General features: G+C 74.1%; 19 protein-coding genes and 1 riboswitch. Of the genes, 6 read left to right on the forward strand and 13 right to left on the reverse strand.

The annotated features are described in order from the left end of the window. Positions 1 to 109 precede the first annotated feature (109 nt). The 3 genes from LQ327_RS31965 to LQ327_RS31975 all read left to right on the forward strand — a co-directional run bounded on the left by LQ327_RS31965 (position 110) and on the right by LQ327_RS31975 (position 3,323). Positions 110 to 1,237 carry an LLM class flavin-dependent oxidoreductase gene (locus LQ327_RS31965; protein WP_230740520.1) on the forward strand — a complete coding sequence of 376 codons (1,128 nt, stop codon included), beginning with the start codon at positions 110 to 112 and terminating at the stop codon, positions 1,235 to 1,237. Positions 1,238 to 1,311: 74 nt separating this feature from the next. After that, positions 1,312 to 2,277: a quinone oxidoreductase family protein gene (locus tag LQ327_RS31970; protein ID WP_230740522.1), complete on the forward strand. Its 966-nt coding sequence runs from the start codon at positions 1,312 to 1,314 to the stop codon at positions 2,275 to 2,277. Between the two features lie 236 nt (positions 2,278 to 2,513). Beyond that, entirely contained in the window at positions 2,514 to 3,323 is an 810-nt protein-coding gene (locus LQ327_RS31975) for a SigB/SigF/SigG family RNA polymerase sigma factor (protein WP_230740524.1), read from the forward strand. Here LQ327_RS31975 and LQ327_RS31980 read toward each other — a convergent pair. The 3 genes from LQ327_RS31980 to lepA form a co-directional block, all read right to left on the reverse strand. Then, a complete protein-coding gene (locus LQ327_RS31980; protein ID WP_230740527.1) occupies positions 3,290 to 5,308 on the reverse strand; it encodes an FAD/NAD(P)-binding protein in 2,019 nt (672 codons plus the stop codon). The genes LQ327_RS31975 and LQ327_RS31980 overlap by 34 nt on opposite strands. Before the next feature lie 271 nt (positions 5,309 to 5,579). After that, positions 5,580 to 7,457 carry a DEAD/DEAH box helicase gene (locus LQ327_RS31985; protein WP_230740529.1) on the reverse strand — a complete coding sequence of 626 codons (1,878 nt, stop codon included), beginning with the start codon at positions 7,455 to 7,457 and terminating at the stop codon, positions 5,580 to 5,582. 150 nt (positions 7,458 to 7,607) lie between these two features. Next, a complete protein-coding gene (gene lepA, locus LQ327_RS31990; protein ID WP_230740720.1) occupies positions 7,608 to 9,473 on the reverse strand; it encodes a translation elongation factor 4 in 1,866 nt (621 codons plus the stop codon). Between the two features lie 248 nt (positions 9,474 to 9,721). Between lepA and rpsT the strand changes: the two genes are divergently transcribed. Beyond that, positions 9,722 to 9,997: a 30S ribosomal protein S20 gene (rpsT, locus tag LQ327_RS31995; protein WP_230740531.1), complete on the forward strand. Its 276-nt coding sequence runs from the start codon at positions 9,722 to 9,724 to the stop codon at positions 9,995 to 9,997. A 273-nt stretch (positions 9,998 to 10,270) separates the two neighbouring features. On the opposite strand, the gene holA is transcribed toward rpsT, so the two are convergent. Further along, complete coding sequence (gene holA / locus LQ327_RS32000; protein ID WP_230740533.1) at positions 10,271 to 11,278, reverse strand: DNA polymerase III subunit delta; 1,008 nt, start codon at positions 11,276 to 11,278, stop codon at positions 10,271 to 10,273. A 151-nt stretch (positions 11,279 to 11,429) separates the two neighbouring features. After that, positions 11,430 to 11,550, forward strand: a riboswitch (SAM riboswitch). 10 nt (positions 11,551 to 11,560) lie between these two features. On the opposite strand from holA, the gene thrC reads away from it, so the two are divergent. After that, positions 11,561 to 12,850, forward strand: a complete 1,290-nt coding sequence (gene thrC, locus LQ327_RS32005; RefSeq protein WP_230740535.1) for a threonine synthase — start codon at positions 11,561 to 11,563, stop codon at positions 12,848 to 12,850. Between the two features lie 8 nt (positions 12,851 to 12,858). Here the strand turns inward: thrC and LQ327_RS32010 are convergent, their stop codons facing one another. The 5 genes from LQ327_RS32010 to rsfS form a co-directional block, all read right to left on the reverse strand. Next, the gene (locus tag LQ327_RS32010; RefSeq protein WP_443611924.1) at positions 12,859 to 15,255 is read right to left on the reverse strand and encodes a ComEC/Rec2 family competence protein; all 2,397 of its coding nucleotides are present in this window, start codon (positions 15,253 to 15,255) and stop codon (positions 12,859 to 12,861) included. Between the two features lie 155 nt (positions 15,256 to 15,410). Beyond that, entirely contained in the window at positions 15,411 to 16,418 is a 1,008-nt protein-coding gene (locus LQ327_RS32015) for a ComEA family DNA-binding protein (protein WP_230740537.1), read from the reverse strand. 10 nt (positions 16,419 to 16,428) lie between these two features. Continuing rightward, complete coding sequence (gene octT, locus LQ327_RS32020) at positions 16,429 to 17,286, reverse strand: diglucosylglycerate octanoyltransferase (protein WP_230740539.1); 858 nt, start codon at positions 17,284 to 17,286, stop codon at positions 16,429 to 16,431. After that, a complete protein-coding gene (locus tag LQ327_RS32025; protein ID WP_230740541.1) occupies positions 17,283 to 17,909 on the reverse strand; it encodes a histidine phosphatase family protein in 627 nt (208 codons plus the stop codon). The genes octT and LQ327_RS32025 overlap by 4 nt, the downstream gene beginning before the upstream one ends. Positions 17,910 to 17,919: 10 nt before the next feature. Beyond that, positions 17,920 to 18,306, reverse strand: coding sequence for a ribosome silencing factor (gene rsfS / locus LQ327_RS32030; RefSeq protein ID WP_230740543.1), 387 nt, complete (start codon positions 18,304 to 18,306; stop codon positions 17,920 to 17,922). Positions 18,307 to 18,374: 68 nt separating this feature from the next. Here rsfS and LQ327_RS32035 point away from each other — a divergent pair, with 68 nt between their 5' ends. Continuing rightward, positions 18,375 to 19,580 (forward strand): FIST signal transduction protein, encoded by a 1,206-nt coding sequence (locus tag LQ327_RS32035; RefSeq protein ID WP_230740545.1) that lies wholly within the window; start codon positions 18,375 to 18,377, stop codon positions 19,578 to 19,580. On the opposite strand, the gene LQ327_RS32040 is transcribed toward LQ327_RS32035, so the two are convergent. Genes LQ327_RS32040 through LQ327_RS32055 form a run of 4 tightly spaced genes read right to left on the reverse strand, consistent with a single transcriptional unit; the run spans position 19,577 to position 23,135 of the window. Next, on the reverse strand, positions 19,577 to 20,176 hold the full coding sequence (locus LQ327_RS32040; protein ID WP_230740547.1) for a YdeI/OmpD-associated family protein: 600 nt from the start codon (positions 20,174 to 20,176) through the stop codon (positions 19,577 to 19,579). The two genes, LQ327_RS32035 and LQ327_RS32040, sit on opposite strands and share 4 nt — an antisense overlap. Then, the gene (gene nadD / locus LQ327_RS32045; RefSeq protein ID WP_230740549.1) at positions 20,176 to 20,799 is read right to left on the reverse strand and encodes a nicotinate-nucleotide adenylyltransferase; all 624 of its coding nucleotides are present in this window, start codon (positions 20,797 to 20,799) and stop codon (positions 20,176 to 20,178) included. Before nadD ends, LQ327_RS32040 begins: the two co-directional genes overlap by 1 nt. Then, the gene (locus tag LQ327_RS32050) at positions 20,800 to 22,254 is read right to left on the reverse strand and encodes a VWA domain-containing protein (protein ID WP_230740551.1); all 1,455 of its coding nucleotides are present in this window, start codon (positions 22,252 to 22,254) and stop codon (positions 20,800 to 20,802) included. Next, positions 22,254 to 23,135: an AAA family ATPase gene (locus LQ327_RS32055; protein ID WP_230740553.1), complete on the reverse strand. Its 882-nt coding sequence runs from the start codon at positions 23,133 to 23,135 to the stop codon at positions 22,254 to 22,256. Before LQ327_RS32055 ends, LQ327_RS32050 begins: the two co-directional genes overlap by 1 nt. Between the last annotated feature and the right edge of the window lie 18 nt (positions 23,136 to 23,153).

Consider the following 23,153-nt stretch of genomic DNA (forward strand, 5'->3'; position numbering starts at 1 on the left):
GTGCAACCCCTGGTGCGTCGGCGTCACGTCGACCTGGGCCGGGTGTGGTCCGCGGGCTGTCGTCGTCCCTGACGCCCCCCACCACACCTCAGGAGACCGGAGACCTGCCGTGCCCGTCGAGTTCCTCGGGATCGCCGCCACCAACGACGGATCGGAGATCCACCCGCGCTCGGGTGGACCCTTCGACGCCGACTACACCCTGCGCCTCGCCGCCGCCCACGCCGAGAACGGCTGGGACCGCGTCCTGACCGCGTACTCGTCGGGCAGCCCCGACCCGGCCCAGGCGGCCGCCTACATCGCCGACCACGTCGACGGGCTGCAGCTGCTCGTCGCGCACCGCCCCAACCTCTCGATCCCGACGTTCGCCGCGAAGACGTTCGCGACGCTGGACCACATGTCGGGCGGGAGGGTCACCGTCCACGTCATCACGGGCGGCAACGACCACGAGCAGCGCCGCGAGGGCGACACCCTGTCCAAGAACCAGCGCTACGCCCGCACCCGCGAGTACATGCAGATCCTCAAGCAGGCGTGGACGAGTCCCACGGCGTTCGACTTCGCCGGCGAGCACTACGCGTTCACCGACTTCGTCGCCGACGTCAAACCGCTGCAGCAGCCCCGCATACGGCTGTCGTTCGGCGGCTCGTCGGACGCCGCGTACGCAACAGGCGGCGCCGAGGCCGACATCTACGCGCTGTGGGGCGAGCCGCTCGCCGACACCGCCGGGCAGATCGCGACGGTGCACGCCGCCGCCCGGGCGGCCGGACGCTCGACGATGCCCCGCATCCAGGTCGCGTTCCGGCCCATCCTCGGCGCCACCGAGGAGGCCGCGTGGGAGAAGGCGTACGCCACGGTCGCGCGGATCGAGGAGCGCACCGAGGGCGGCACGAAGCCGCTCACCAACCGGCACCGCCTCACCGACCCGGAGAACGCCGGGTCGCAGCGCCTGCTCGCCGTCGCCGAGCGCGGCGAGCGCTTCGACCGGGCGCTCTGGACGGTCACCGCGAGGGCCACCGGGGGCGGAGGCAACTCGACGGCCCTCGTCGGGACCCCGGAGACCGTCGCCGCCGCCCTGCTCGACTACTGGGATCTCGGCGTCGACATCCTCTCCGCCCGCGGCTACGACCTGCTCGCCGACGCCGAGGAGTTCGGCCGGGAGGTCATCCCGATCGTGCGCGAGGAGGTCGCGAAGCGGGAGGCCGAGGGCAGGCCGCGCGGTCTGGACGCCGTGGCGGCCTGAGTCGCCTGCCGCCGCCGGAGTCCCGACCCCCGTCACGATCGCGGGCGTCGGACCCGGCGGATAGGTTCGGTGCCATGTTCGCCGTCTACGCGTCCGAGCCCAACGCCGACGATCCGCTCGCCTCCCTGGTGGTGGGCGAGCGTCCCGACCCCGAGGTGCCCGAGGGATGGGTGCGGGTCAAGGTCGAGGCCGCGAGCCTCAACATGCACGACCTGTGGACGCTGCGCGGGGTCGGGATCAAGCCCGAGCAGTTCCCGATGATCCTGGGTTGCGACGGGGCGGGCACGCTCGACGACGGGTCCCCGGTGGTCCTGCACTCGCTCATGGGCGACCCGGACTGGAAGGAGGACGAGACCCTCGACCCGCAGCGCAAGATGCTCACCGAGTGGGCGCAGGGCAGCTTTGCCGACTACGTCGTCGTCCCCAAGCGCAACGCGCTGCCCCGTCCGGAGGGCCTCTCGGCGGTGTCCGGTGCGGTCATGGGGACCGCATGGCTCACCGCCTACCGGATGCTGTTCACCAAGTCCGGGCTGCGCGGCGGGCAGACGATGCTCGTCCAGGGCGCCTCGGGCGGGGTCTCGACGGCGCTGATCGCGCTCGGCCGGGCCGCCGGCATGCAGGTCTGGGTCACCGGGCGCACCGACGAGAAGCGCGAGCTGGCGCTGCGTCTCGGTGCCCACCAGGTGTTCGAGTCCAACGCGAAGCTGCCCGGCAAGGTGCAGGCGGTGTTCGAGACCGTCGGCGAGGCCACCTGGAAGCACTCGGTGCGCGCCCTGGTGCCCGGCGGCACGATCGTCTGCTCCGGCGCCACCTCGGGCAACCAGCCGCCGGCCGAGCTCGCGCAGATCTTCTTCCTGCAGAAGAACCTGGTCGGCTCCACGATGGGCACCCTCACCGAGCTGCGCGATCTGCTCGACTTCGTCGCCACCACCGGCATCCACCCGGAGATCGGCCAGGAGCTGCCGATGACCGAGGCGGCCAAGGGCTTCCAGGCCATGTCCGACGGCGACACCGCCGGCAAGATCGTCTTCACGCGCTAGTCCGCACGCCCCGCCACGCGGCGATGTTTGGTCGTCCGCGTGGTGGGGCATGCCGATGACCCGAGGGTTGAGCTCACAGTCCCGGTTCTCCAGGCACCAGGCGACACGCATCCCCTCTGAACGACCCGTCGTGGTCCGCCGTGCCTGACAGCAAGACGCGACCCGCGACGTGGTTCAGACCGCAAGCCACCGCGGACCATCCCGTGCCGTTCTCACGGCACGTTCCGGAGGTCTGCATGAGTGAGCGCACCAGCGCCTACGACCAGTACGCCCCCCTGCTCGACGAGCTCGCCACCTGCTCGGACGACGATCGTCGCCGCGAGGAGCTGACCTCACAGCTCGTCGACGCCTACCGCCCCGTCGCCCACAACATCGCCCGCCGTTTCTCGCGGCGCGGTGAGTCGGTCGACGACCTCGAGCAGGTCGCCTCGATCGGCCTGCTGCACGCCCTGCGCCGCTACGACCCCGCACAGGGTCGTGACTTCATGTCCTACGCCGTCCCGACGATGATGGGTGAGGTCCGCCGGCACTTCCGCGACGCGGCGTGGACCATCCGCACGCCGCGCGGGGTGAAGGACCGCTACCTGCAGGTCGGCACCGCGTCGACCACGCTGAGCCAGCAGCTCGGGCGCGCGCCGACGGCGAGCGAGCTCGCGGAGCACCTCGACATGGACCGCGAGGAGGTCATCGAGGCCATCTCCGCGCACCACTCCTACCGCCCGGAGTCCCTCGACTCCACGCTGACCCAGGGCACCGACACGACGATGGCCGACGTGCTCGGCGACGACGATCCGGACATGGACCACGTCGAGGCACGCGCGCTCGTCCGGGACCTCGTCGGGACCCTGCCGGAGCGGGAGCGCCGCATCCTCGTGCTGCGCTTCATCCACGAGCAGACCCAGTCCGAGATCGCCACCCAGCTGGGGATCTCGCAGATGCACGTGTCCCGACTGCTCAGCCAGACCCTCGAGCGGCTGCGGGAGCGGGCCCGCGTGCGCGAGGCCGGCACCACTCAGGCGCCGGTGGCGCTCGCCAGGACCGCCTGAGCGCACGCGTCGTTGGCGCGGAAGCTCAGGCTGTTCGTGCGCGGCCGGGTGAAGGCCCCGGGCAGGCGCACCGTGGTGTGCGGGCCGACGGCGAAGAGTCGCGGATGCGGCTCGCCGTCGTGCCCGCTCAGCACCCGGAAGTCCGAGGCCTGCACCGGAACCAGACCGGTGGAGTGCACGACGACGGGCGTGGTGGCGCCCTCCACGCGCTCGGCGACCGCGTCGAGCGCGCAGGGGGTGGCGCGTTCCTCCCAGCGCAGGGTCTCCTCGTCGAGCACGCCGTGCTCGGTCAGCGAGGCGAGCATCGGGTCCACGGTGCGTCGCACGCTGGGCGAGGCCAGGCGGGCGTCGACGAACGTGGGCGCGCGCACCTCGCCCTGCAGCGATGCGCCGGTCGCGACGAAGCCGGGCCTCCGGTCGGCGCGCTCGGTCGCGCCGTCGTCGTCGGCCTCGTCGATCCGCACGTCGATCCCGGCGCCGAGGAACGTCACGAAGCCGGCGCGGGAGAGCGCCAGCAGCTGACGCAGCCGCGGCCCGGGCGGCCCGCTGGCCATCGACGAGAACAGGTTCTGCCACCAGGACAGGTCGAAGGCCTTCGACCGCGGGGTGAGACCGCCGCGGCTCGCGAGCTCGCTCGAGACCATGTACGCGGACAGCAGCGCGGTGAACGCCCCCAGCTCGGCCGTGTGGGCCGGGTCGACGTGGCGGGCCAGGTCGTCGGCGACGTACTCGCGCAGGTGCTTCTGCAACGTGTCGAGGTCGGCGTCCACCTCGGCGAGCGGGCGGTCGAGGCGCTCGAAGTCGAGCCGGTCCGACTCGGCGGGCACCGCCTCGGCGACCAGAGCCTCCCGCGCCTCCGAGTACCAGTCCAGCGCGGCGTAGCGGGCCGCGAAGTCGTCCCAGGTCGTGGTGACGCGGCCCGGATGGCCGTGGTGGAGCTCGTGGTACCAGCCCCAGCCGACCTCCTTGGCGATGAGCGGCCACACCTCGTCGCGCAGGCTGACCTCGCCCCGCGTGAGCAGCTCCTCGACCTGCTCCGGGCCGAAGAACCGCGGCAGCGGCGGGCGCGGGCCGCGCAGCGTGTACTCGGTCTTCGCGTGGTACGGCACGCCGCGGCCGGACCCGACATGCAGGAACACCTCCCGTCCCGACGGGACGTAGTCCAGCCGGCCGCGCCCGGACCCGTCGTCGTCACCCGTGAGGTCCTCGACGAAGCGGCCGCCGCGACCCTCGTAGAGCAGCACCATCAGGTCGACGAACGCCAGCCCCATGCCGCGCGCGATCACGGTGCGGCCCGGCTCGATCGCGTCGAGGTCGGAGTCGGTGGTCTGCTCGGGCGGGAAGTACTGCAGGCCGAGCCGCTCGGCCGACTCGACGATCGCGGCCTCGTCGTCGGAGGGGCTGGCGTCGAGGTGGCCCGAGGCGAGCACGACGGCGTCGGTGTCGATCTCCGTGCACGTTCCGTCGGTCTCGTCGATGCGAACCCGCCGCACGTCGCCGTCGACGATCGCCGCCGCCCGGCCGCGGTGCAGGTGCACCCGCAGCCCCTCGGGGAGGGTGTCGAGCACGCGGCGCAGCACGAAGTCCAGGTAGTGGCTCTGCAGCTGGCGGGTCGGGAAGGTGTTCGGCCGCAGCGTGCGTACCTCGTCGCCGACGCGGCCCTCCGGGAGGGTCTCCCCGTCCAGTGCGCCGTCGCGGACCTGCTCGGCCCACTCGATCAGGCTCGGGCCGGGGACGATCGGGCCGGTGCACGTCACGGTGTCGTCGGTGTACATCGTGACGTCCGCGGCCATGGAGTTCATCCACAGCAGCTCGGACTGCGCAGTGCGCCAGATGCGGCCGGCGCCGGGCGGGTACGGGTCGACGAGGTGCACGTCGAGCGGGTGCTCGGCGTCGACGCCGTGGTCCGGGGCGGACGCGGCGAGGCGTTCGAGCACACCGGTCCCCCGCGGGCCCCCGCCGACGATCACCACCGAGCGCGCCATCCGCCGCTCTCCCCTCGCTCGTCCCCTCGACGGTAGGTGCGTCGCGCACCGACTGCCATCCGGTGTGACGTGCGCCGGGTTCCCGGCATTCCTGGCGCGTGTCCCGGCCCGGTCCCGGCCCCGTTCTGAGCGAAGGGCACCTTCGCTCGAATAGATGGGCGAGGGGCGCCCACCGCCGGAACGCGGAGCCCCGGGGCGGAACGAGCGAAGGGCCCCGTCGCTCGATTAGATCGAGCGACGGGGCCCTTCGGTCAGAACGGCGGGAGGTGCGTCAGCGCGGGCTGCGCTCCCGGCGGTCCGGGCGCCCACCGCGGTCGGGGCGGCCCCCACCGGAGGAGGAGCCCCCACCCTCGGACGCGCGGCGCAGCCCCATCGGCCGGCCGGCGACCCGGGCCTTCTGCAGCCGCTTGACCACGTGCCCCGGGACGTCCGCGGGCAGCTCGACCAGCGTGTGGTCGGTGCGGATGTCGATGTGGCCGATGTGGGCCGAGTCGAGCCCCGCCTCGTTGGCGATGGCGCCGACGATCGCACCCGGCTTCACCCGCTGGTTGTGGCCCACGTCGATGCGGTAGGTGTCCGTGCCGGAACCGACCGACCACGACGGGGCGGGCGCTCGGCCCTTGCCCTGCCCGCGGCCCGGCTTGTCGTCACGGTCGCGGCCACGCTTCTCGCCGCGCGCCGGCGGGGCGGGCAGCTCCTCGACCAGCAGCGGCTTGCCGCCCTGGGACATCTTGGCCAGGGCCGCGGCGAGCGCGACCGGGTCGACGTCGTGCTCGGCGACGTAGTCGTCGACGATCTTCCGGTACACCGCCAGCGGGTCCCCGCCGTCGTTCTCACCGGCGAGCGCGGAGGTGATGCGCTCGGCGAAGCGGGCGCGGCGGCGGTCGTTGACCTCCTCGGTGCCCGGCACCGACATCTCCTCCGCCTTCTGGCGGGTGGTGTTCTCGATCGCGCGCAGCAGCCGGATCTGGCCGCGGGTGACGAACGAGATCGCCTCGCCGGAACGGCCCGCGCGCCCGGTGCGCCCGATGCGGTGCACGTAGGACTCGGGGTCGGTGGGGAGGTCGTGGTTGACGACGAGGGTGATGCGCTCGACGTCGAGCCCGCGGGCGGCGACGTCGGTGGCGACCAGGACGTCGATCTTCCCGGAGCGCAGGTCGGCGATCGTCTTCTCGCGCTGGGCCTGGGAGAGGTCCCCGGAGATGGCGACGGCGGCGAACCCGCGCCGGTTGAGCGCGTCGGTGACGTCGGTGGTGTTCTGCCGGGTGCGGACGAACACGAGGGCGGCGTCGAAGTCCTCGACCTGCAGCACGCGGGCGAGGGCGTCGGCCTTGAGGCGCTCGGGGAGCACGACGTAGCGCTGGCGGGTGTTCGCCACCGTCGTCGTCTTGCCCTTGATCGACACCTCTTCGGGCGCGTTGAGGTGCTTGCGGCTCACCTCGCGGATCGCCGAGGGCATCGTCGCGGAGAACAGCGCGACCTGACGGTCGGCCGGCAGCATGCCGAAGATGTTCTCGACCTCGTCGAGGAAGCCCATCTGCAGCATCTCGTCGGCCTCGTCGAGCACGAAGTACCCGACGTCGGTGAGGTCGAGCGTGCCCTTGTCGAGGTGGTCGGCGACGCGGCCGGGCGTCCCGACGACGATCTGCGCGCCGCGGCGCAGCGCCGAGAGCTGCGGACCGTAGGGCGCGCCGCCGTAGAGCTGGACCACGTGCACGTGGGAGAGCCCGGCGGAGAACGACTCGATGGCCTCGGCGACCTGGATCGCGAGCTCACGGGTCGGGGTGAGGATCAGCGCCTGCGGGGCGCGCACGGCCGGGTCGATGCGGGAGAGCAGCGGCAGCGCGAACGCCGCCGTCTTGCCCGTCCCGGTCTGGGCCAGGCCGAGGACGTCGCGGCCGCCGAGCAGCAGCGGGATGGTCTCGGTCTGGATCGGGGTGGGCGTGTGGAAGCCCTGGTCGATCAGCGTGCCGAGGACGCGCTCATCGAGGCCGAGGGCGGCGAACCCGTTGGGGGTCTCGCCGTCGTCATCGGCCTGGTCGGTCTGGTCGGCTTCGTCGGTCGCGGTCTGGTCGGTCGCGTCGGCCGAGTCCTCGAGGAACGGGTCGAGCGGAAGATCGGAATCGGGCAGGACAGCAGCGTTGGTCACAGAACTCTTTCGCGGAGGGGTACGGCGGACGGTTGGAGCTGTCCGCGGACCGCCTCGTGCGGGGTCCCACCCAGGCCGACAGCTCGGCACCTGCACGAACAGTCTACGCGAGCCGGACACCGCGGCCGGTACACCCCGGGGTGGTCCCCGCTACTTCTTGCCGGACTTGGCCTTGTCCACGGCGCTCTGGTCGGTGGACAGCGCGGCGACGAAGGCCTCCTGCGGGACGTCGACCCGGCCGATCGTCTTCATCCGCTTCTTGCCCTCCTTCTGCTTCTCGAGCAGCTTGCGCTTGCGGCTGATGTCGCCGCCGTAGCACTTGGAGAGCACGTCCTTGCGGATGGCGCGGATCGTCTCGCGGGCGATGATCCGCGAGCCGATCGCCGCCTGGATCGGCACCTCGTACTGCTGGCGCGGGATGAGCTCGCGCAGCTTGGTGGCCATCGAGTTGCCGTAGCCGTAGGCGGCGTCCTTGTGCACGATCGCCGAGAACGCGTCGACCGGCTCGCCCTGCAGCAGGATGTCGACCTTGACCAGGTCGGCGGCCTGCTCACCGGCGGGCTCGTAGTTCAGCGACGCGTAGCCGCGGGTGCGCGACTTCAGCACGTCGAAGAAGTCGAAGATGATCTCGGCCAGCGGCATGGTGTAGCGGAGCTCGACGCGGCTGTCGGACAGGTAGTCCATGCCGTCGAGCTGCCCGCGGCGCGACTGGCAGAGCTCCATGATCGCGCCGACGAACTCCGCCGGGGCCAGCACCGAGACCTTGGTGATCGGCTCGTAGATCGTCGCGACCTTGCCCTCGGGCCAGTCCGCGGGGTTGGTCACCTCCGCCTCGCTGCCGTCGTCGAGCTCGAGGCGGTAGACGGTGTTGGGCGCGGTGGAGATGAGGTCGAGGCCGTACTCGCGCTCGAGGCGGTCCCGGGTGATCTCCAGGTGCAGCAGCCCGAGGAAGCCGCAGCGGAAGCCGAAGCCCAGCGCGGCCGACGTCTCGGGCTCGTAGGACAGGGCCGCGTCGTTGAGCCGCAGCCGGTCGAGCGCGTCGCGCAGCAGCGGGTAGTCGCTGCCGTCGATCGGGTAGAGGCCCGAGAACACCATCGGCTGCGGGTCGCGGTAGCCGCCCAGCGGCTCGGCGGCGCCGTGCTTCTCCCACGTCACCGTGTCACCGACGCGGGACTGCCGGACGTCCTTCACCCCGGTCATGAGGTAGCCGACCTCGCCGACGCCGAGGCCCTGGCAGGGCTTCTGGTCCGGGGAGATGATCCCGACCTCGAGCAACTCGTGCACCGCGTTCGTGCTCATCATCCGGATGCGCTCGCGCGGGGTGATCTTCCCGTCGACGACGCGGATGTAGGTGACCACGCCGCGGTAGGTGTCGTAGACCGAGTCGAAGATCATCGCCCGGGCGGGGGCGTCGGCGTCGCCCACCGGGGCGGGGACGCGCTTGACGACCTCGTCGAGCACCGCACCCACGCCGTCGCCGGTCTTCGCGGAGATGCGCAGCACGTCGGACGGCTCGCACCCGATGAGGTGCGCGATCTCGCCGGCGTACTTCTCCGGCTCGGCCGCGGGGAGGTCGATCTTGTTGAGGACCGGGATGATCTCGAGGTCGTGCTCCAGGGCGAGGTAGAGGTTCGCGAGCGTCTGCGCCTCGATGCCCTGCGCGGCGTCGACGAGCAGGATCGCGCCCTCGCACGCCGCGAGCGACCGGCTGACCTCGTAGGTGAAGTCGACGTGGCCGGGGGTGTCGATGAGGTGCAGCACGTGGTCGCGCATCTCGCCGTCCGGGCCGGCCGCGTACCAGGGCAGGCGGACGTTCTGCGCCTTGATCGTGATGCCGCGCTCGCGCTCGATGTCCATGCGGTCGAGGTACTGGGCGCGGTAGGCCCGCTCCCCCAGCACGCCCGTGAGCTGCAGCATCCGGTCGGCCAGGGTGGACTTGCCGTGGTCGATGTGCGCGATGATGCAGAAGTTGCGGATGCGCTCCGGCGGGGTGAACGTCTCGTCGGCGTACCCCACGGTGCCGGGCCGGCCAGGGGTCTGGGCCGACTGCTGCGTCGTGGTGGTCTCGCTCAACGAGGTCCTCGTTCCTGCTCGGGCTCGGGCACGGCTTTCGTCCTCATGGTCCCATGGCCCCCGACCGGCAGTGTGCCCATGGGTGATTGGTAATCTGATGGCTACTGCGCCGTGCGGGCTGGACGCCTGTGTCGCTCCCGGGCGCGCCCGCACCATCCAGAAGACACGAGTGATCGAGGTTCGAAGGCCCCGTGGCGAACATCAAGCAGCAGGTCAAGCGCAACCGCAAGAACGAGGAGGCTCGTCAGCGGAACAAGGCGGTGAAGTCGCGGATCAAGACCGCGATCCGCCGCTACCGCGAGACCGTCGAGTCCGGTGACACGGCGGCCGCCGACGAGCGCCGCCGCGAGGCCGGGCGCCTGCTCGACAAGGCCGTGAGCAAGGGCGTCATCCACAAGAACCAGGCGGCGAACAAGAAGTCGCGCATGGCGCACCGCGCCGCGCGGCACAGCGTCGACAACAAGTAGTCGACCCCGGCTCGACCCTTCGAAGGGCACCCTCGGCCGCCTCACGTGGTCGGCGGTGCCCTTCGTCGTGTTCGGGGGTGGGTTCGGCGGCGGCCCGTCGCGGCGAGGGGCACCCCACGCGCCGCGAGGGGCCCTGCGGGATGGCTCATGTGCCCCTGATCAAGCGGTGGTCGCGCCGCCTCGCGGCGAGGGGCACAGCACGCTCCGCGCTGAGCTCTCCGCGATGCCTGACGTGCCCCTGATCAACGGCGCCGGCGAGCTCGCCGGCGGGCGTCAACGACGGCGGGCGTGCCCGGCCAGCGCGGCCAGCTCCACCGTCGCCCGCTCCAGCGCGTACGACGGGTCGGCCGCCGCGCCCTTGACGTCGGCGTTCACGTCGGCGACCAGCGACATGGCGCGCGTGAGGCCCGGGCCGTCCCAGCCGCGGGCCTGCCCCTGGGCCTTCTTGACCTTCCAGGGCGGCATCTTGAGCTCCGACGCCATCCGGTACGGGTCGCCCCGGCCCGCGGCGCTCACCCGCGCGATGGTGCGCACCGCGTCGGCCAGCGCGTCGGCCACCAGCACGTGCGCCACCCCGGTCTCCAGCGCCCAGCGCAGCGCCTCGAGCGCCCCGGCGCGGTCCCCGGTCACCGCGCGCTCGGCGACGGCGAACCCCGTCACGTCGGCCCGCCCGCGGTGGAACGCGCGGACCGCCTCCGCGTCGACCTGGCCCCCGGAGTCGCTCACCAGTTGGGACGACGCCGAGGCCAGCTCGCGCAGGTCCGACCCGATCGCGTCGAGCAGCAGGCCCAGCGCCTCCCCGGTCACGGTGCCGCCCGCCTGCCGGACCTCGGCGCGCACGAAGTCGGCCCGCTGGTCGTACTTCTGCAGCTTCGGCGCCTCGGTGACCGCGGCCCCGGCCTTCTTCAGCCCGTCGACCAGCGCCTTGCCCTTCGCCCCACCGGCGTGCACGACGACGAGCGAGACGCCCTCGGTGGGGGCCTTCGCGTAGTCCACCAGCACCGTCGTGACCTCGGCGTTCGCGTCCTGCGCGGCCTCGAGCACCACCACGCGGGCCTCGGCGAACAGCGACGGGCTGACGAGCTCCGCCAGCAGTCCCGCGGTGATCTCCGAGGCCTTGAGGGTGCGGACCTCGACGTCCGGGTCCCGACGGCGGGCGGCGACGACCGCGCCGCTGACCGCGCGTTCCACCAGCAGGCCCTCGTCACCCACGACCAGGCGGACGGGGGCGTCCTCGACGTCGGCCGTGGGAGCCTGCGCGGGGCGGGTACGGGGCGGCACGTCGTCATCCTCGCAGGGGGCACCGACTTCCGTGGCGTGCGCAACGTCGCCACGCGGTGGCCCGGCGTACGTACCGTGCCGTAACGTGCCCGTAGCGCCCCGCCCTGATCGATACACCGATCGATCCATGCTGCGGCCGACAACCGAATACGGCTCATCCAGAGGGGTAGAGGGAACGGCCCGACGACACCCCGGCAACCGGCGGCATCCGCGCACGCGGACGACAAGACCGGTGCCAATTCCGACCCGCTCCGCGGCGGGGAAGATGAGGAGATTCCTTTCATGACGCTGACCGAGTCCGGCCCGTCGAGCACCACCTCCGGGTCCGCCGGCTCGTCCCTCGATCTCGGCCCCGCCGCCGCCCTGGCGTGCCGGGCCTGTGGCCACCGCCTCGCCCTGGCGGCCGAGTTCGCCTGTCCGCAGTGCTTCGGGCCGCTCGAGGTGGCCTACGAGTTCGGCCGGGTCACCCGCGAGCAGATCGAACGCGGCCCGAAGAGCCTCTGGCGCTACAAGGACCTGCTCCCGGTGCCGTCGACGGTCGAGGCGCACCCGAACATGGACCCCGGCTTCACCCGCCTCGTGAAGGCCGACCGCCTGGGCGCCGAGCTCGGGTTCCGCAACCTCTGGGTCAAGGACGACACCGGCAACCCGACCCACTCCTTCAAGGACCGCGTGGTGGCCGTCGCGCTCGCCGCGGCTCGTGAGCTCGGATTCCGGGTGCTCGCCTGCCCGTCGACCGGCAACCTCGCCAACGCCACCGCGGCCGCCGCGGCGCGCGCCGGGTGGGACTCCGTCGTGCTGATCCCCTCCTCGCTGGAGCGGGCGAAGGTCATCATGACGGCGGTCTACGAGACCTCGCTGCTCGCCGTCGACGGCACGTACGACGACGTCAACCGCCTCGCCACCGAGCTCGCCTTCGAGCAGGAGGACTGGGCGTTCGTCAACGTCAACGTCCGGCCGTACTACGCCGAGGGCTCGAAGTCGCTCGGCTACGAGATCGCCGAGCAGCTCGGCTGGCGCATCCCGGCGCAGACGGTGGTCCCGGTGGCCTCCGGCTCCCAGCTCACCAAGATCGACAAGGCGTACGGCGAGCTGGTGTCCCTGGGCCTCGTCGACGGTGCCGAGTGGCGGATCTCCGGCGCCCAGGCGGCCGGGTGCTCGCCGGTGTCCACGGCGTTCGCGGAGGGCACGGACGTCGTCCGGCCGCAGAAGCCGGACACGATCGCCCGCTCCCTCGCGATCGGCAACCCCGCGGACGGCCCGTACGTGCTCGACGCGGTGCGCCGGACCGGCGGGACCGTCACCGACGTGACCGACGACGAGGTGCGCGACGCCATGCGGCTGCTCGCCCGCACCGAGGGCATCTTCGCCGAGACCGCGGGCGGGGTGACCGTCGCGAATGCGCGCAAGCAGCTCGAGGCCGGCACCCTCGACCCGGACGCCGACACCGTCCTGCTGATCACCGGCGACGGGCTCAAGACGCTGGATGCCATCGAGGGCCAGGTCGGCCCGACGGCGACCGTGCCGGCGACGTCGGCTGCGGTGCGCGAGGCCCTCGGGATCTCCTCCTAGTCCCGGCATCACCGCCGCCTCGGGTCGGGGCGGGGGTCGCCGCGGGCCACGACCGCGCTGCCCCCGCCCGCCCCGGGCACCAGGGCGAGATCGCCGGACTGGTCGGTGCGCCGCACGAGCGCGCCGGTGCCGGCGAGCAGGCCCATCATCGCCGGGTTCGGGTGCCCGTAGCTGTTGCCCTGCCCCACGCTGACCAGGGCGAGCCGGGCGTGTGCGGCCGTCACGAACGCGGGCAGCGAGGACCGTGAGCCGTGGTGGGGCACCTTGAGCACGTCCGCGCGCAGGTCGGCCCCGGAGGCCAGCAGCGCCTGCTGGGACTCGGCCTCGGCGTCGCCGGGCAGCAGGACGCGCCCGAGCGGGGTTGTCGCGCGCAGTACCACCGAGGTGTCGTTGACCTCGGTGCCGTCGTCCGCGTCGACGTGGGTGTGGGGGTGGAGCGGGCCGAGCACGTCGAGCGCGAGGCCCGGCCAGCGCAGCGTGACGCCGGGATCGAGGCCGACGATCGCCGAGCCCGCGGCCCGCGCCCGCCCCGTGACCTGCGCCAGCGCCCCGAGCGGCTCGTGCACCGGGCCGAGCGCGATCGCTGCGGCCGGCCGCCCGCGCAGTGCCCCCGCGAGGCCGTCGACGTGGTCGGCGTGCAGGTGCGAGAGCACGACCAGCGCGAACGAGCGCACCCCGAGCCGGGACAGGCACCCGTCGATGGCACTGCCGTCCGGACCGGCGTCGAGCAGCACCGCCCGCCCGGGTTCTCCGGTGGCGAGCACGATGCCGTCGCCCTGCCCGACGTCGCACATGACCATCGCCCAGTCCGCCGGCGGCCATCCCACCGGCGCGACACGGGTCGGCACCAGGACGAGCAGCAGCCCGACGGCGACCGCTAGCGCGACGAGCCGGACCCGCCGCCACCGCAGCGCCACCAGGGCCAGCAGCACGAGCCCGGCCAGCAGAAGCCCACCGGTGAGCCCTCCCGGCCAGTGCAGCGTCGCGCCCGGCACCGCCGCGCACCGGTGCGCCACCCACACCAACCACGACATCTCCGGCCCGGCCAGCCACACCGCCGCGTGCGCGCCCGTGGTCCACCAGGGCGCCAGCACCGCCGCCAGCACCCCGAGCACCGTCGCGGGCGCGACGGCGGGTGCGGCGAGCAGGTTCGCGAGCACCGCGACGAGGCTCACCTCGCCCGACAGCCCGGCGATGACCGGCGCCGTCACGACGTGCGCCGCGAGCGGGATCGCCAGCGCCTCGGCGATCCCGGGCGGGACCCGCCGACGCCGCAGCGCGGTCACCACGACCGGCGCGAGCAGCACCAGCGCCCCGGTGGCGAGCACCGAGAGCGCGAACCCGGCGTCCACCGCCAGCGCCGGGTCGACCAGCAGCAGGACGATCACCGTGGCGGCGAGCGCGGGCAGAACCGAGCGCTTCCGGCCCAGCGCGAGCGCGAGGATCGCGACCGCACCCATCGCGCCCGCGCGCAGCACGCTCGGCGACGGCCGCGCGAGGACCACGAAACCCACCAGCGCGAGCACCGCCAGCACCGCCGCCGTCCGCGGGCCCAGTCGACCGAGCCGCGCGAGCAGCAGGACCGCACCCAGCACGAACGCCACGTTCGATCCGCTCACCGCGAGGAGATGCGTGAGGCCCGCGGTCCGGAAGTCGCGGTCGAGGTCGGCCCCGATGCCGGACGTGTCGCCCACGACGAGTCCGGGCAGGAGCGCGCCGGGCTCGTCGGCCAGGACGGTGCGGGAGGCGTCCCGCAGACCCGCGCGGAGATCGCCCGCGGCGAACTGGAGCCCGGGCGGCGGGCCGACGTCGCGGGGCGGGCCGCGGGTGCGCAGCACGGCGACGGTGAGGTCGGAGCGCGTCGAGGACCCCAGGGTGCCGCTCGCGGTGGCCCGCTGGCCCGGCAGCAGACCCGCCCACCCCTCGGCCGGAGCGAGCAGCACCACGTGCCCGTCTCCGCGCCACCGCGCACCCGCCGCCTGAGCCGCGACGAGTTCCGCCCGCACCACCACCCGCGCGCCACCCGACGGGCCGGTGTTGCGCAGCGGGGCCGGATCGTCGGTCAGCACGATCTCGAGGGTCGCCGCGGACCCCGCCGACGCCGCGGCGCGCAACGGATGCCCGGCGACCTGATGGGCCGCGGTACTCGCGAGCCCACCCACCGCGGCGGCGCAGATCCCGGAGGCGAGCAGCCCGGCGGCCCAGCGCGGCGCCTGCGCAGCCGACCCCGTTGACCCTGCCGACCCGGTTGGCCCTGCCGACACGGCCGTGCGTCGCGCCGCCAGCAGCCGTCGGCCTCCGAACGCGGCCGCGACCAGCGCCAACGCCGCGAGGAGCACGCCCGGTCCCCAGCCCAGCCCGAGGGCCACCAACGCTCCCGTCCAGGCCGCGAGCGCGGGCGGCACGAGCCGGGCGTCCAGCGGCGGACGGGGCTCGTCGTCGGCGGCGGGCGACCCGGGCGGGGTGGCCGAGGCCGTGACGACCGCACCCGTCGCCGGTCGACCGGCCGCCTCCCCCACCCGCCGACCCCACGGGAGCGCAGCCCGACCGCGACCCGCCGTCACACCCGCACCAGCTCGCGGAGGGTGCTGAACCGGGCGTCGCCGATGCCGGGGATCTCGCGCAGTTGCTCGACCGCGGTGAAGCGGCCGTTCTGGGTCCGCCAGTCGAGGATCTTCTTGGCGGTGACCGGGCCGACACCGGTCAGGCCGTCGAGCTGTTCGAGCGTCGCCGCGTTGAGGTCCAGCTTCCCGCCCGACGCCGGCGCGGCAGCGCCACCTGCCCCTCCGCCCCCTCCCGCGGGTGCGGCGGCCGGCGCGGCGGCGGAGGGCGGTGCCGCGACCCCGACCAGGATCTGCTGGCCGTCGACCACGCGCGCCGCGAGGTTGAGCGGTGTGAGGTCGACCGCCGGGAGCGCTCCGCCCGCCGCGTCGACGGCCTCACCGATCCGCGCGCCGTCCCGCACCGTGACGAGGCCGGGGCGGCGCACCTTGCCCGCGACGTTCACCACCACCGGACCTCCGGGAGCCGGCCCGGCGGATGCGGTCGGGGCGCCGCCCGAGCCGGCAGTGGGAGCACCGGCGGCGACGACGGGCAGCGCAGGCACCGGCTCGGCCACCGGACGCCCGGCCCACACCCCGACGGCGGCGGCGACGGCGGCCACCGCGGCGACCACGGCCAGCCCGATCGCGCCCCACCCGCCGGGATCCCAGCGCGCCGCGAGCCACGACGCGGGCAGCCACCGCGCAGGTCCGCGCCGGGGTGTGTCCCACGCGCTGCGCTGCGGGGACCCGGCGGCAGGGCCTGGGGGGACGTCGTCGTCCGACTCCCACGCGTCGGGTGAGCCCCACGACTCACGGGGACCCGGATCACCCACCACCCGCAGCCGCGCCCCCGGCGTGCCGTCCGGCGCCGCCGACCACGCCCGCCCCGGACCCGCCGACCATGCCTCGCCCGGCACCGGACCCACGGGCCAGGCCCGCGACCCGCCGTCGTCGCCGGATCCGGGATCGGGCGGGCGGGGCGCGCCGAGGGTCTGGAGCCGCAGGCGGGCGTCGTCGGGAACCACGCCCGCGACGCTAGGGACGCAGCGGTACGTCCTCCGAGCTCACCACCGGCGCCTGGGGACAACCCGCGGCCCCGGTGCCGTTGGGGACGGCCGGCTGCTCCGCCGAGCCCGTCACCGGGCCGCCGGACGGCCCACCGCGCGCCGCCGAGATCGCGGCCGCCACCGCCTCCCCCACCACCCGGTGCGCCGCCCAGCCCCAGTGGATCCCGTCCGGATTCCCCTGCCCGGTCAGCACGTGCTCCACGACCAGCGGGGCGGAGTCCACCGTCACGACATCGTGGTCACGCGCCCAGGAACGCAGCGCCTCCACATGACCCGACCGCCGCGGATGCACCCCGCCGTAGAACGACGACCGATGGACCGGGGGCAGCAGCAGGATCACCGGCGCGTGCGGGCGCAGCGTCGAGAACGCGACCCGGCACCGCTCCAGGCAACGCACCGTCTCCTGGGCGGGCAGCGCGGTCGGCCACCCCGCCGCCCACCGCGTCGACGCGGACGCCGCCGCCGCGTGCCCCGCGCGGTACCCGGCCCGCACCCGCGCCCGCAGGCCGGCCGGCCGGAGCACCCCGATCAGCTCCCGCAGGGCCGTCGGCAGCGGTGAGGGCAGCGAGTCCATGCCGCCGATCCCGAGCACCAGCACGTCCGCGTGCATGACCGACGCCCACACCCGCGGGTCGGAGCGCACCGCGCCCCACGCATGCCGGGCGGTCCAGCCCAGCCCGGCGTGCAGGTCGGCGGTGCCCGCCAGCGCGGCGGCGGCGACGTGCGGCCACAGCCCCGGGTCGTCGGCCGGGTGGGCGGTGGCCGGGCCGTGGAAGCTCAGCGAGTCGCCGAGCACGAGCAGGTGCGGACCGGCGCCCGCGGTCACGCCCCGGCGCCCCACTGGGCCAGCCGCCACCGGTCGATGCGGAACTCCAGGACCGACCACCGGCAGTTGCCCAGCGGCGCGAGCGAGGCCCAGTGCTCCACCGGCCAGCCCAGGAACGAGCAGGTCAGCGCCCCGATGGTGCCGCCGTGGGCGACGAGCACCGCGGTGTCCCCGACCGCGAACGGCTCGGGCGACCCGGCCAGCTCACGCAGCACCGGCAGTGCCCGCTCGGCGACGTCGACCCGGGACTCGCCGTCGGGCGGCGCGAACGCGGGCTCGCTGCGCCACCGGTCGAGCCCGCCCGGCCAGCCCGCCTCCACCTCGGTGTCGACGAGGCCCTGCCACTGCCCGACGTCGGTCTCGCGCAGCCGGGGCTCCTTGCGCGGCTCCAGGCCGCACTCCTCGCCGACCGTGATCGCGGTCTGCAGGGCCCGCGCCTGGTCGGAGCAGACGAGTACGACGGGCTTGAACGCGGCCACGGCGGGCGCGACCTCGACCGCCTGCGCCTCCCCGGTCCCGTCCAGTGGCGGGTCCAGGCGGCCCTGCATGCGCCGCTCCGCGTTCCACGTGGTGCGGCCGTGCCGGAGCAGCACGACGCGCGTGATCACGCCGGGGTCGGTCATGGCACGGGGCTCAGTCGCCCGCGGCGACCGGACCGGTCACCTCGGCGGGGAGCTCGAGACGCGGGCAGTCCTTCCACAGGCGCTCGAGGCCGTAGAACTCGCGCTCGTCGGTGTGCAGGACGTGCACCACGATCTCGCCGTAGTCGAGGAGCACCCAGCGGGCCTCCTGCCTGCCCTCACGGCGGACCGCCTTGACGTCGGCGTCGCGAAGCTTCTCCTCGACGTTGTCGACCACGGCCTGCACCTGGCGCTCGTTCGGCGCGGAGGTGATGACGAAGCAGTCGGTGAGGGGGAGGCGCTCGGAGACGTCGATGGCGACCACGTCCTGGGCGAGCTTGTCGGCGGCAGCCAGGGCCGCGACCTCGGCCAGGCGCCGCGCACTGTCGGTGGCGGCCATCGCCGTCGAGTCTACCCGGACGGCCCCGGCCGGGTTTCGCCCCCGGAGGCGGTGTCCATACTCGACGCATGGCCGACTTCGGCGACGCGCTCGCCCAGGGACCCGATCTGCTCGCCGCCGCGGAGACCGCGGTGGCGGCCGCGACGGCGCCGTTGCACGGTCGTCGGCCCGACCTGCTCAGCGTGTTCGTGTCCCACCCCGACCCGGACCTCGCGGCGAGCGCCGGGCAGCGGGCGATGGAGATCGCGGGCGCGACGACGTCGTTCGGGTGCCGGGCGTCCGGGGTCATCGGCGACGGCCGCGGGGTCGAGGACACCCCCGCGATCGCGGTGTGGGCGGCGTCGCTGCCGGACGTGCGGGTGACGCCCTACCGCCTGCAGGCCGCGCGCCACGAGGGCGGCATCTCGGTGGGCGGCATGCCGGTGCCCGCCGAGGACGACGCCGTGGCCGTGCTGCTCGCGGACCCGTTCACCTTCCCGGCGCAGGGCTTCGTCGAACAGTCCGACGACGCGCTGGGCGGGCTCCCGCTCGTCGGCGGGCTGGCGACGGCGCCGGTGGGCACGACGGCGCTCGGGCCGTCGCGTCCCGCGCCGGGGGGCGCGCGGCTGTTCCTCGACGGCGAGGTGCACGAGCGCGGCGCCATCGGGGTGCTGCTCGGGGGCAAGGTCGGCGTCCGGACCCTGGTCAGCCAGGGCTGCCGCCCGATCGGCCCGACGATGACGGTGACCGCGGCCGAAGGTGCCGAGCTCCACGCGCTGGCCGGCGTCCCCGCCTACCGCAAGCTCGAGGAGATCCTGCGCGACCTCGACGACGCCGACCGCGACCTCGTGCTGCGCGGGCTGCACCTGGGCGTCGCGATGGACGAGTACGCCGACTCGCACGGCCGCGGCGACTTCCTCGTCCGCGGCGTCGTGGGCGCCGACGAGGACACCGGGGCGGTGACGGTCGGCGACGTCGTCGAGGTCGGGCGCACCGTGCGCTTCCACGTGCGCGACGCGACGACCGCCGGCGAGGACCTCGACGAGCTGATGGCCGCGTCGGTCGAGGACGGGCCGGTCGGCGGCGCGCTGCTGTTCACCTGCACCGGCCGGGGACGGGTCATGTTCGGCGAGCCGGACTCGCCGTCGGGCGGGGCGAGCCACGACGTCCGGGCGATCCGCCGCGGCCTCGCGCCCCGGGTGGCGGGGTTCTTCGCCGACGGCGAGATCGGTCCGGTCGCCTCGAAGAACCACGTGCACGGGTTCACCGCGTCGGTGCTGGCGTTCGACCCCTAGGAGCGCTGCGGGTGGATCGTCTCGCCCCGCGCGAGCATCGCGACGTACTCCTCGATCCGCCGCGCCCGCGTCTCCGCCCGCTTGAGCTGGCCGAGCCGGTGCGTGATCGCGTAGCGGTTCTGGCTGGTCAGGCGCTCGAACATGGCGGCAGCCTCCGGAGAAGCAGCCAGCGCGGCCGCCAGATCCTCGGGCACCACCGCCGTCGCCGGACCCGCATAGGCCGCCTCCCAACGACCGTCGGCCCGGGCGCGCTCCACCTCCGCGAGCCCCGCCGGCCGCATCCGGCCCTCGTCGGTCAGCCGCGCGACGTGCCCGACGTTGCGCACCGACCACGGGCTGCGGGCCCGCCGCGGGGTGTAGCGCTGGAACATCGTCAGCTCGTCCCGACGGCGGGCCTGCCCGTCGATCCAGCCGTGGCACAGGGCCTCGTCGAGCGCCTCGTCGTAGGTCAGCGTCGTGGGCGGCTCGGGAAGGGCCAGCGCCGCCTTCTTCGCCAGCACCAGCCACACGCCCGTCGGGTCGGCGTGGTTCTCGGCGAGCCACGCCCGCCACGCCGCCGCGTCGGCCACCAACAGCTCGGGCTGGTCGGCAGCCATCAGCTCAGATGCTCCAGCCGTGACGGGCTCGCCCCGTTGCGGTAGAGCCCCCGCTTCGCGATGTACTGCACGACGCCGTCGGGCACCAGGTACCAGACCGGCTCGCCCTTCTCGACGCGCGTCCGACAGTCGGTCGACGAGATCGCCATCGCCGGCACCTCGATGAGCGTGACCGCACCGCGCGGCAGGTGGTCGCTGACCAGGTCGAACCCGGGCCGCGTCACCCCGACGAAGTGCGCGATGTCGAACATCTCGTGCGCCCGGTGCCACGACAGGATCTGCTCGAGCGCGTCGGCGCCGGTGATGAAGTAGAGCTCGTCGTCGGGGAAGATCGCGGCGAGGTCGCGCAGGGTGTCGACGGTGTAGGTGGGGCCGTCGCGGTCGACGTCGACGCGGCTGACGGTGAAGCGCGGGTTCGACGCCGTCGCGACGACCGTCATGAGGTAGCGGTCCTCGGCCGCGGTGACGTCGCCCTTCGACTTCTGCCACGGCTGCCCGGTCGGGACGAACACGACCTCGTCGAGGGAGAACCGCAGCGCCGCCTCGCTGGCCGCGACCAGGTGGCCGTGGTGGATCGGGTCGAACGTCCCGCCCATGACCCCGATGCGCCTCATGAGGTCCACCTATACCGGCAGCAGCCCGCCGACGACCCCCGCCAGCTGGGCCGCCGTCCGGCACTCGTGCATCGGCATGATGCGGCCGTACTCGCGGGCCGCGGAGTCGCCGGTCCCCCACTGCTTCTCCGGCTCCGGGTTGAGCCAGTGCGCGTGGCGGGCGCGGGCCACCACGCCGGAGAGCACGCCCAGCGCCGGGTCCTGGTGGTTGGTGCGGGCGTCGCCGAGGACGAGCAGCGAGGTCCGGTCGGTCACCGCGTCCGGCCAGCGCTCGGCGAACCGGTCGAAGGCGCGGCCGTAGTCGGAGTGCCCGCTCCACGCGACCAGGCCCGGGCGGGAGTGCACCTCGGTGAGCACGTCGCCGAGGTCGGCGCCCGGGGTGAAGAGGTCGGTGACCTCGACGCAGCCGTCGACGAAGCAGAAGATCCGGATGCGGGAGAACTGCTCGCGCAGCGCCTGGACCAGCATCATCGTGAAGTGGCTGAACCCGGCCACCGAGCCGGACACGTCGCAGAGCAGCACCAGCTCCGGCCGTCCGGGACGCGGCCGCCGGTGGACGAGGTTCACCGGCACCCCGCCGGTGGACATCGAGCGGCGCAGCGTGCGCCGCATGTCGATGGCGCCACGGTGGGCCCGACGACGGCGGGCGGCCAGTCGGGTCGCGAGGTGACGGCCCAGCGGGGCGACCCGTCGTCGCAGGTCGGCGAGGGTGTCGGCGCCGGCGGAGAGGAAGTCGGTCTGCTCGGCCTGGCGGCGCACCCCGGTCCGGGCGGCGGCCTCCCGCCCGCGGATCTCCGAGCCGCGCCGGGCCGTCTCGGACTGCACCATGCGCCGGAACTCGGCGATGCGTGCCCGGGTCTGGCGCCGCGCGACCTCCTCGGCGAACGGGCTCTCGGCCTCCCCGCCCTCGCCGCGGCTGCGCAGGTCGGCGAGCACCCGCGCCAGCAGCGTCTCCGGTCGCACGCTGTTCAGCGCCTGGTAGGAGGAGAACCCCGACGGTGTGCCGGCCGCGCCGTCCTTCCCGGTGCCGGATCCACCCGCCCCGCTGCCGTTGCCGTTCCCGACGCTGATCGCGCCCAGCCCGTCGACGACGGCCCGGGCCAGCTCGGTGAGCGCGGCGGTGTCGCCGTCGGCGAGCAGCTGCGCGAGCAGATCCCGCAGCGCGTCCACGTCGACGGAGCCGTCCTCGGCGTAGGGCAGCGCCACCTCGCCGAGTGCCGCCCCCTGGCCCAGCGGGAACCACAGGTCGAACAGCGCGTCGAACGTCTGACGCTGCCCGGAGCGGCGCAGCAGCGCGGCGGCGAGCCCCTCGCGCAGCTGTTCGCGGCGCAGCAGGTCGAGCTCGGCCATCACCGCCGCGGCGTCGACGGTCTCACCCGGCCCGACGTCGACGTGGTGGCGGCGCAGCGCCTGCACGAAGTCGACGAGGTGGGCGGGGAGGCCCCTCGCGGGGGTGTCGGCCATCAGTTCAGCCGCAGTTCCGAGGACGCCTTGACCATGTCGGAGCGGTGCTTGAGGACGACGCCGAGGCTGGCCCGCACCGCGTCGTCGTCGAGGGTGTCGAGGCCGAGCGCGACCAGCGTGCGGGCCCAGTCGATCGTCTCCGAGACCGACGGCGCCTTGCGCAGGTCCAGCCCGCGCAGCACGCCGATGATGCGCACGAGCTGCTCGGCGAGCGCCTCCGGCAGCTGGGGGACGCGCGAGGCGACGATCCGGCGCTCGAGCTCGGCGTCCGGGAAGTCGAGGTGCAGGAACAGGCAGCGGCGCTTGAGGGCCTCGGAGAGCTCACGGGTGGCGTTGGAGGTCAGCAGCGTGAACGGGCGCTGCGAGGCGGTGATGGTGCCCAGCTCCGGGACGGTGACCTGGAAGTCGCCGAGCACCTCGAGCAGCAGTCCCTCCACCTCGACGTCGGCCTTGTCGGTCTCGTCGACCAGCAGCACCGTCGGCTCGGTGCGCCGGATCGCCGTGAGCAGCGGGCGGGTGAGCAGGAACTCCTCGGAGAAGACGTCGTCGCGGGTGGCGTCCCACTCCTCGCCCTGGCTGGCCTGGATGCGCAGCAGCTGCTTGGCGTGGTTCCACTCGTAGAGCGCCCGGGCCTCGTCGATGCCCTCGTAGCACTGCAGTCGGACCAGGCCGGCGCTGGTGGCCTCGGCGACCGCCCGCGCCAGCTCGGTCTTCCCGACGCCGGCCGGCCCCTCGACCAGCAGCGGCTTGCCCAGCCGGTCCGCGAGGAAGACCGTGGTCGCGACCGCGGTGGAGGCCAGGTAGCCGACGTCGGCGAGCCGGGTCACGACGTCGTCGACGGAGTCGAAGAGCGTCGTCCGTCCGCTCGAGTCGGTATCCACGAACCGCATCCTGCCCGC

This window comes from Actinomycetospora endophytica, from assembly GCF_021026375.1.
GTDB lineage: Bacteria > Actinomycetota > Actinomycetes > Mycobacteriales > Pseudonocardiaceae > Actinomycetospora > Actinomycetospora endophytica.

Coding starts and splice junctions, on each gene's coding strand:
- LQ327_RS32050 (WP_230740551.1), bottom strand. CDS start 22,254: ATGGCCGACACCCCCGCGAGGGGCCTCCCCGCCCACCTCGTCGACTTC.
- LQ327_RS32025 (WP_230740541.1), bottom strand. CDS start 17,909: ATGACCGACCCCGGCGTGATCACGCGCGTCGTGCTGCTCCGGCACGGC.
- LQ327_RS32035 (WP_230740545.1), top strand. CDS start 18,375: ATGGCCGACTTCGGCGACGCGCTCGCCCAGGGACCCGATCTGCTCGCC.
- LQ327_RS32040 (WP_230740547.1), bottom strand. CDS start 20,176: ATGGCTGCCGACCAGCCCGAGCTGTTGGTGGCCGACGCGGCGGCGTGG.
- rsfS (WP_230740543.1), bottom strand. CDS start 18,306: ATGGCCGCCACCGACAGTGCGCGGCGCCTGGCCGAGGTCGCGGCCCTG.
- LQ327_RS31975 (WP_230740524.1), top strand. CDS start 2,514: ATGAGTGAGCGCACCAGCGCCTACGACCAGTACGCCCCCCTGCTCGAC.
- LQ327_RS31970 (WP_230740522.1), top strand. CDS start 1,312: ATGTTCGCCGTCTACGCGTCCGAGCCCAACGCCGACGATCCGCTCGCC.
- thrC (WP_230740535.1), top strand. CDS start 11,561: ATGACGCTGACCGAGTCCGGCCCGTCGAGCACCACCTCCGGGTCCGCC.
- LQ327_RS31980 (WP_230740527.1), bottom strand. CDS start 5,308: ATGGCGCGCTCGGTGGTGATCGTCGGCGGGGGCCCGCGGGGGACCGGT.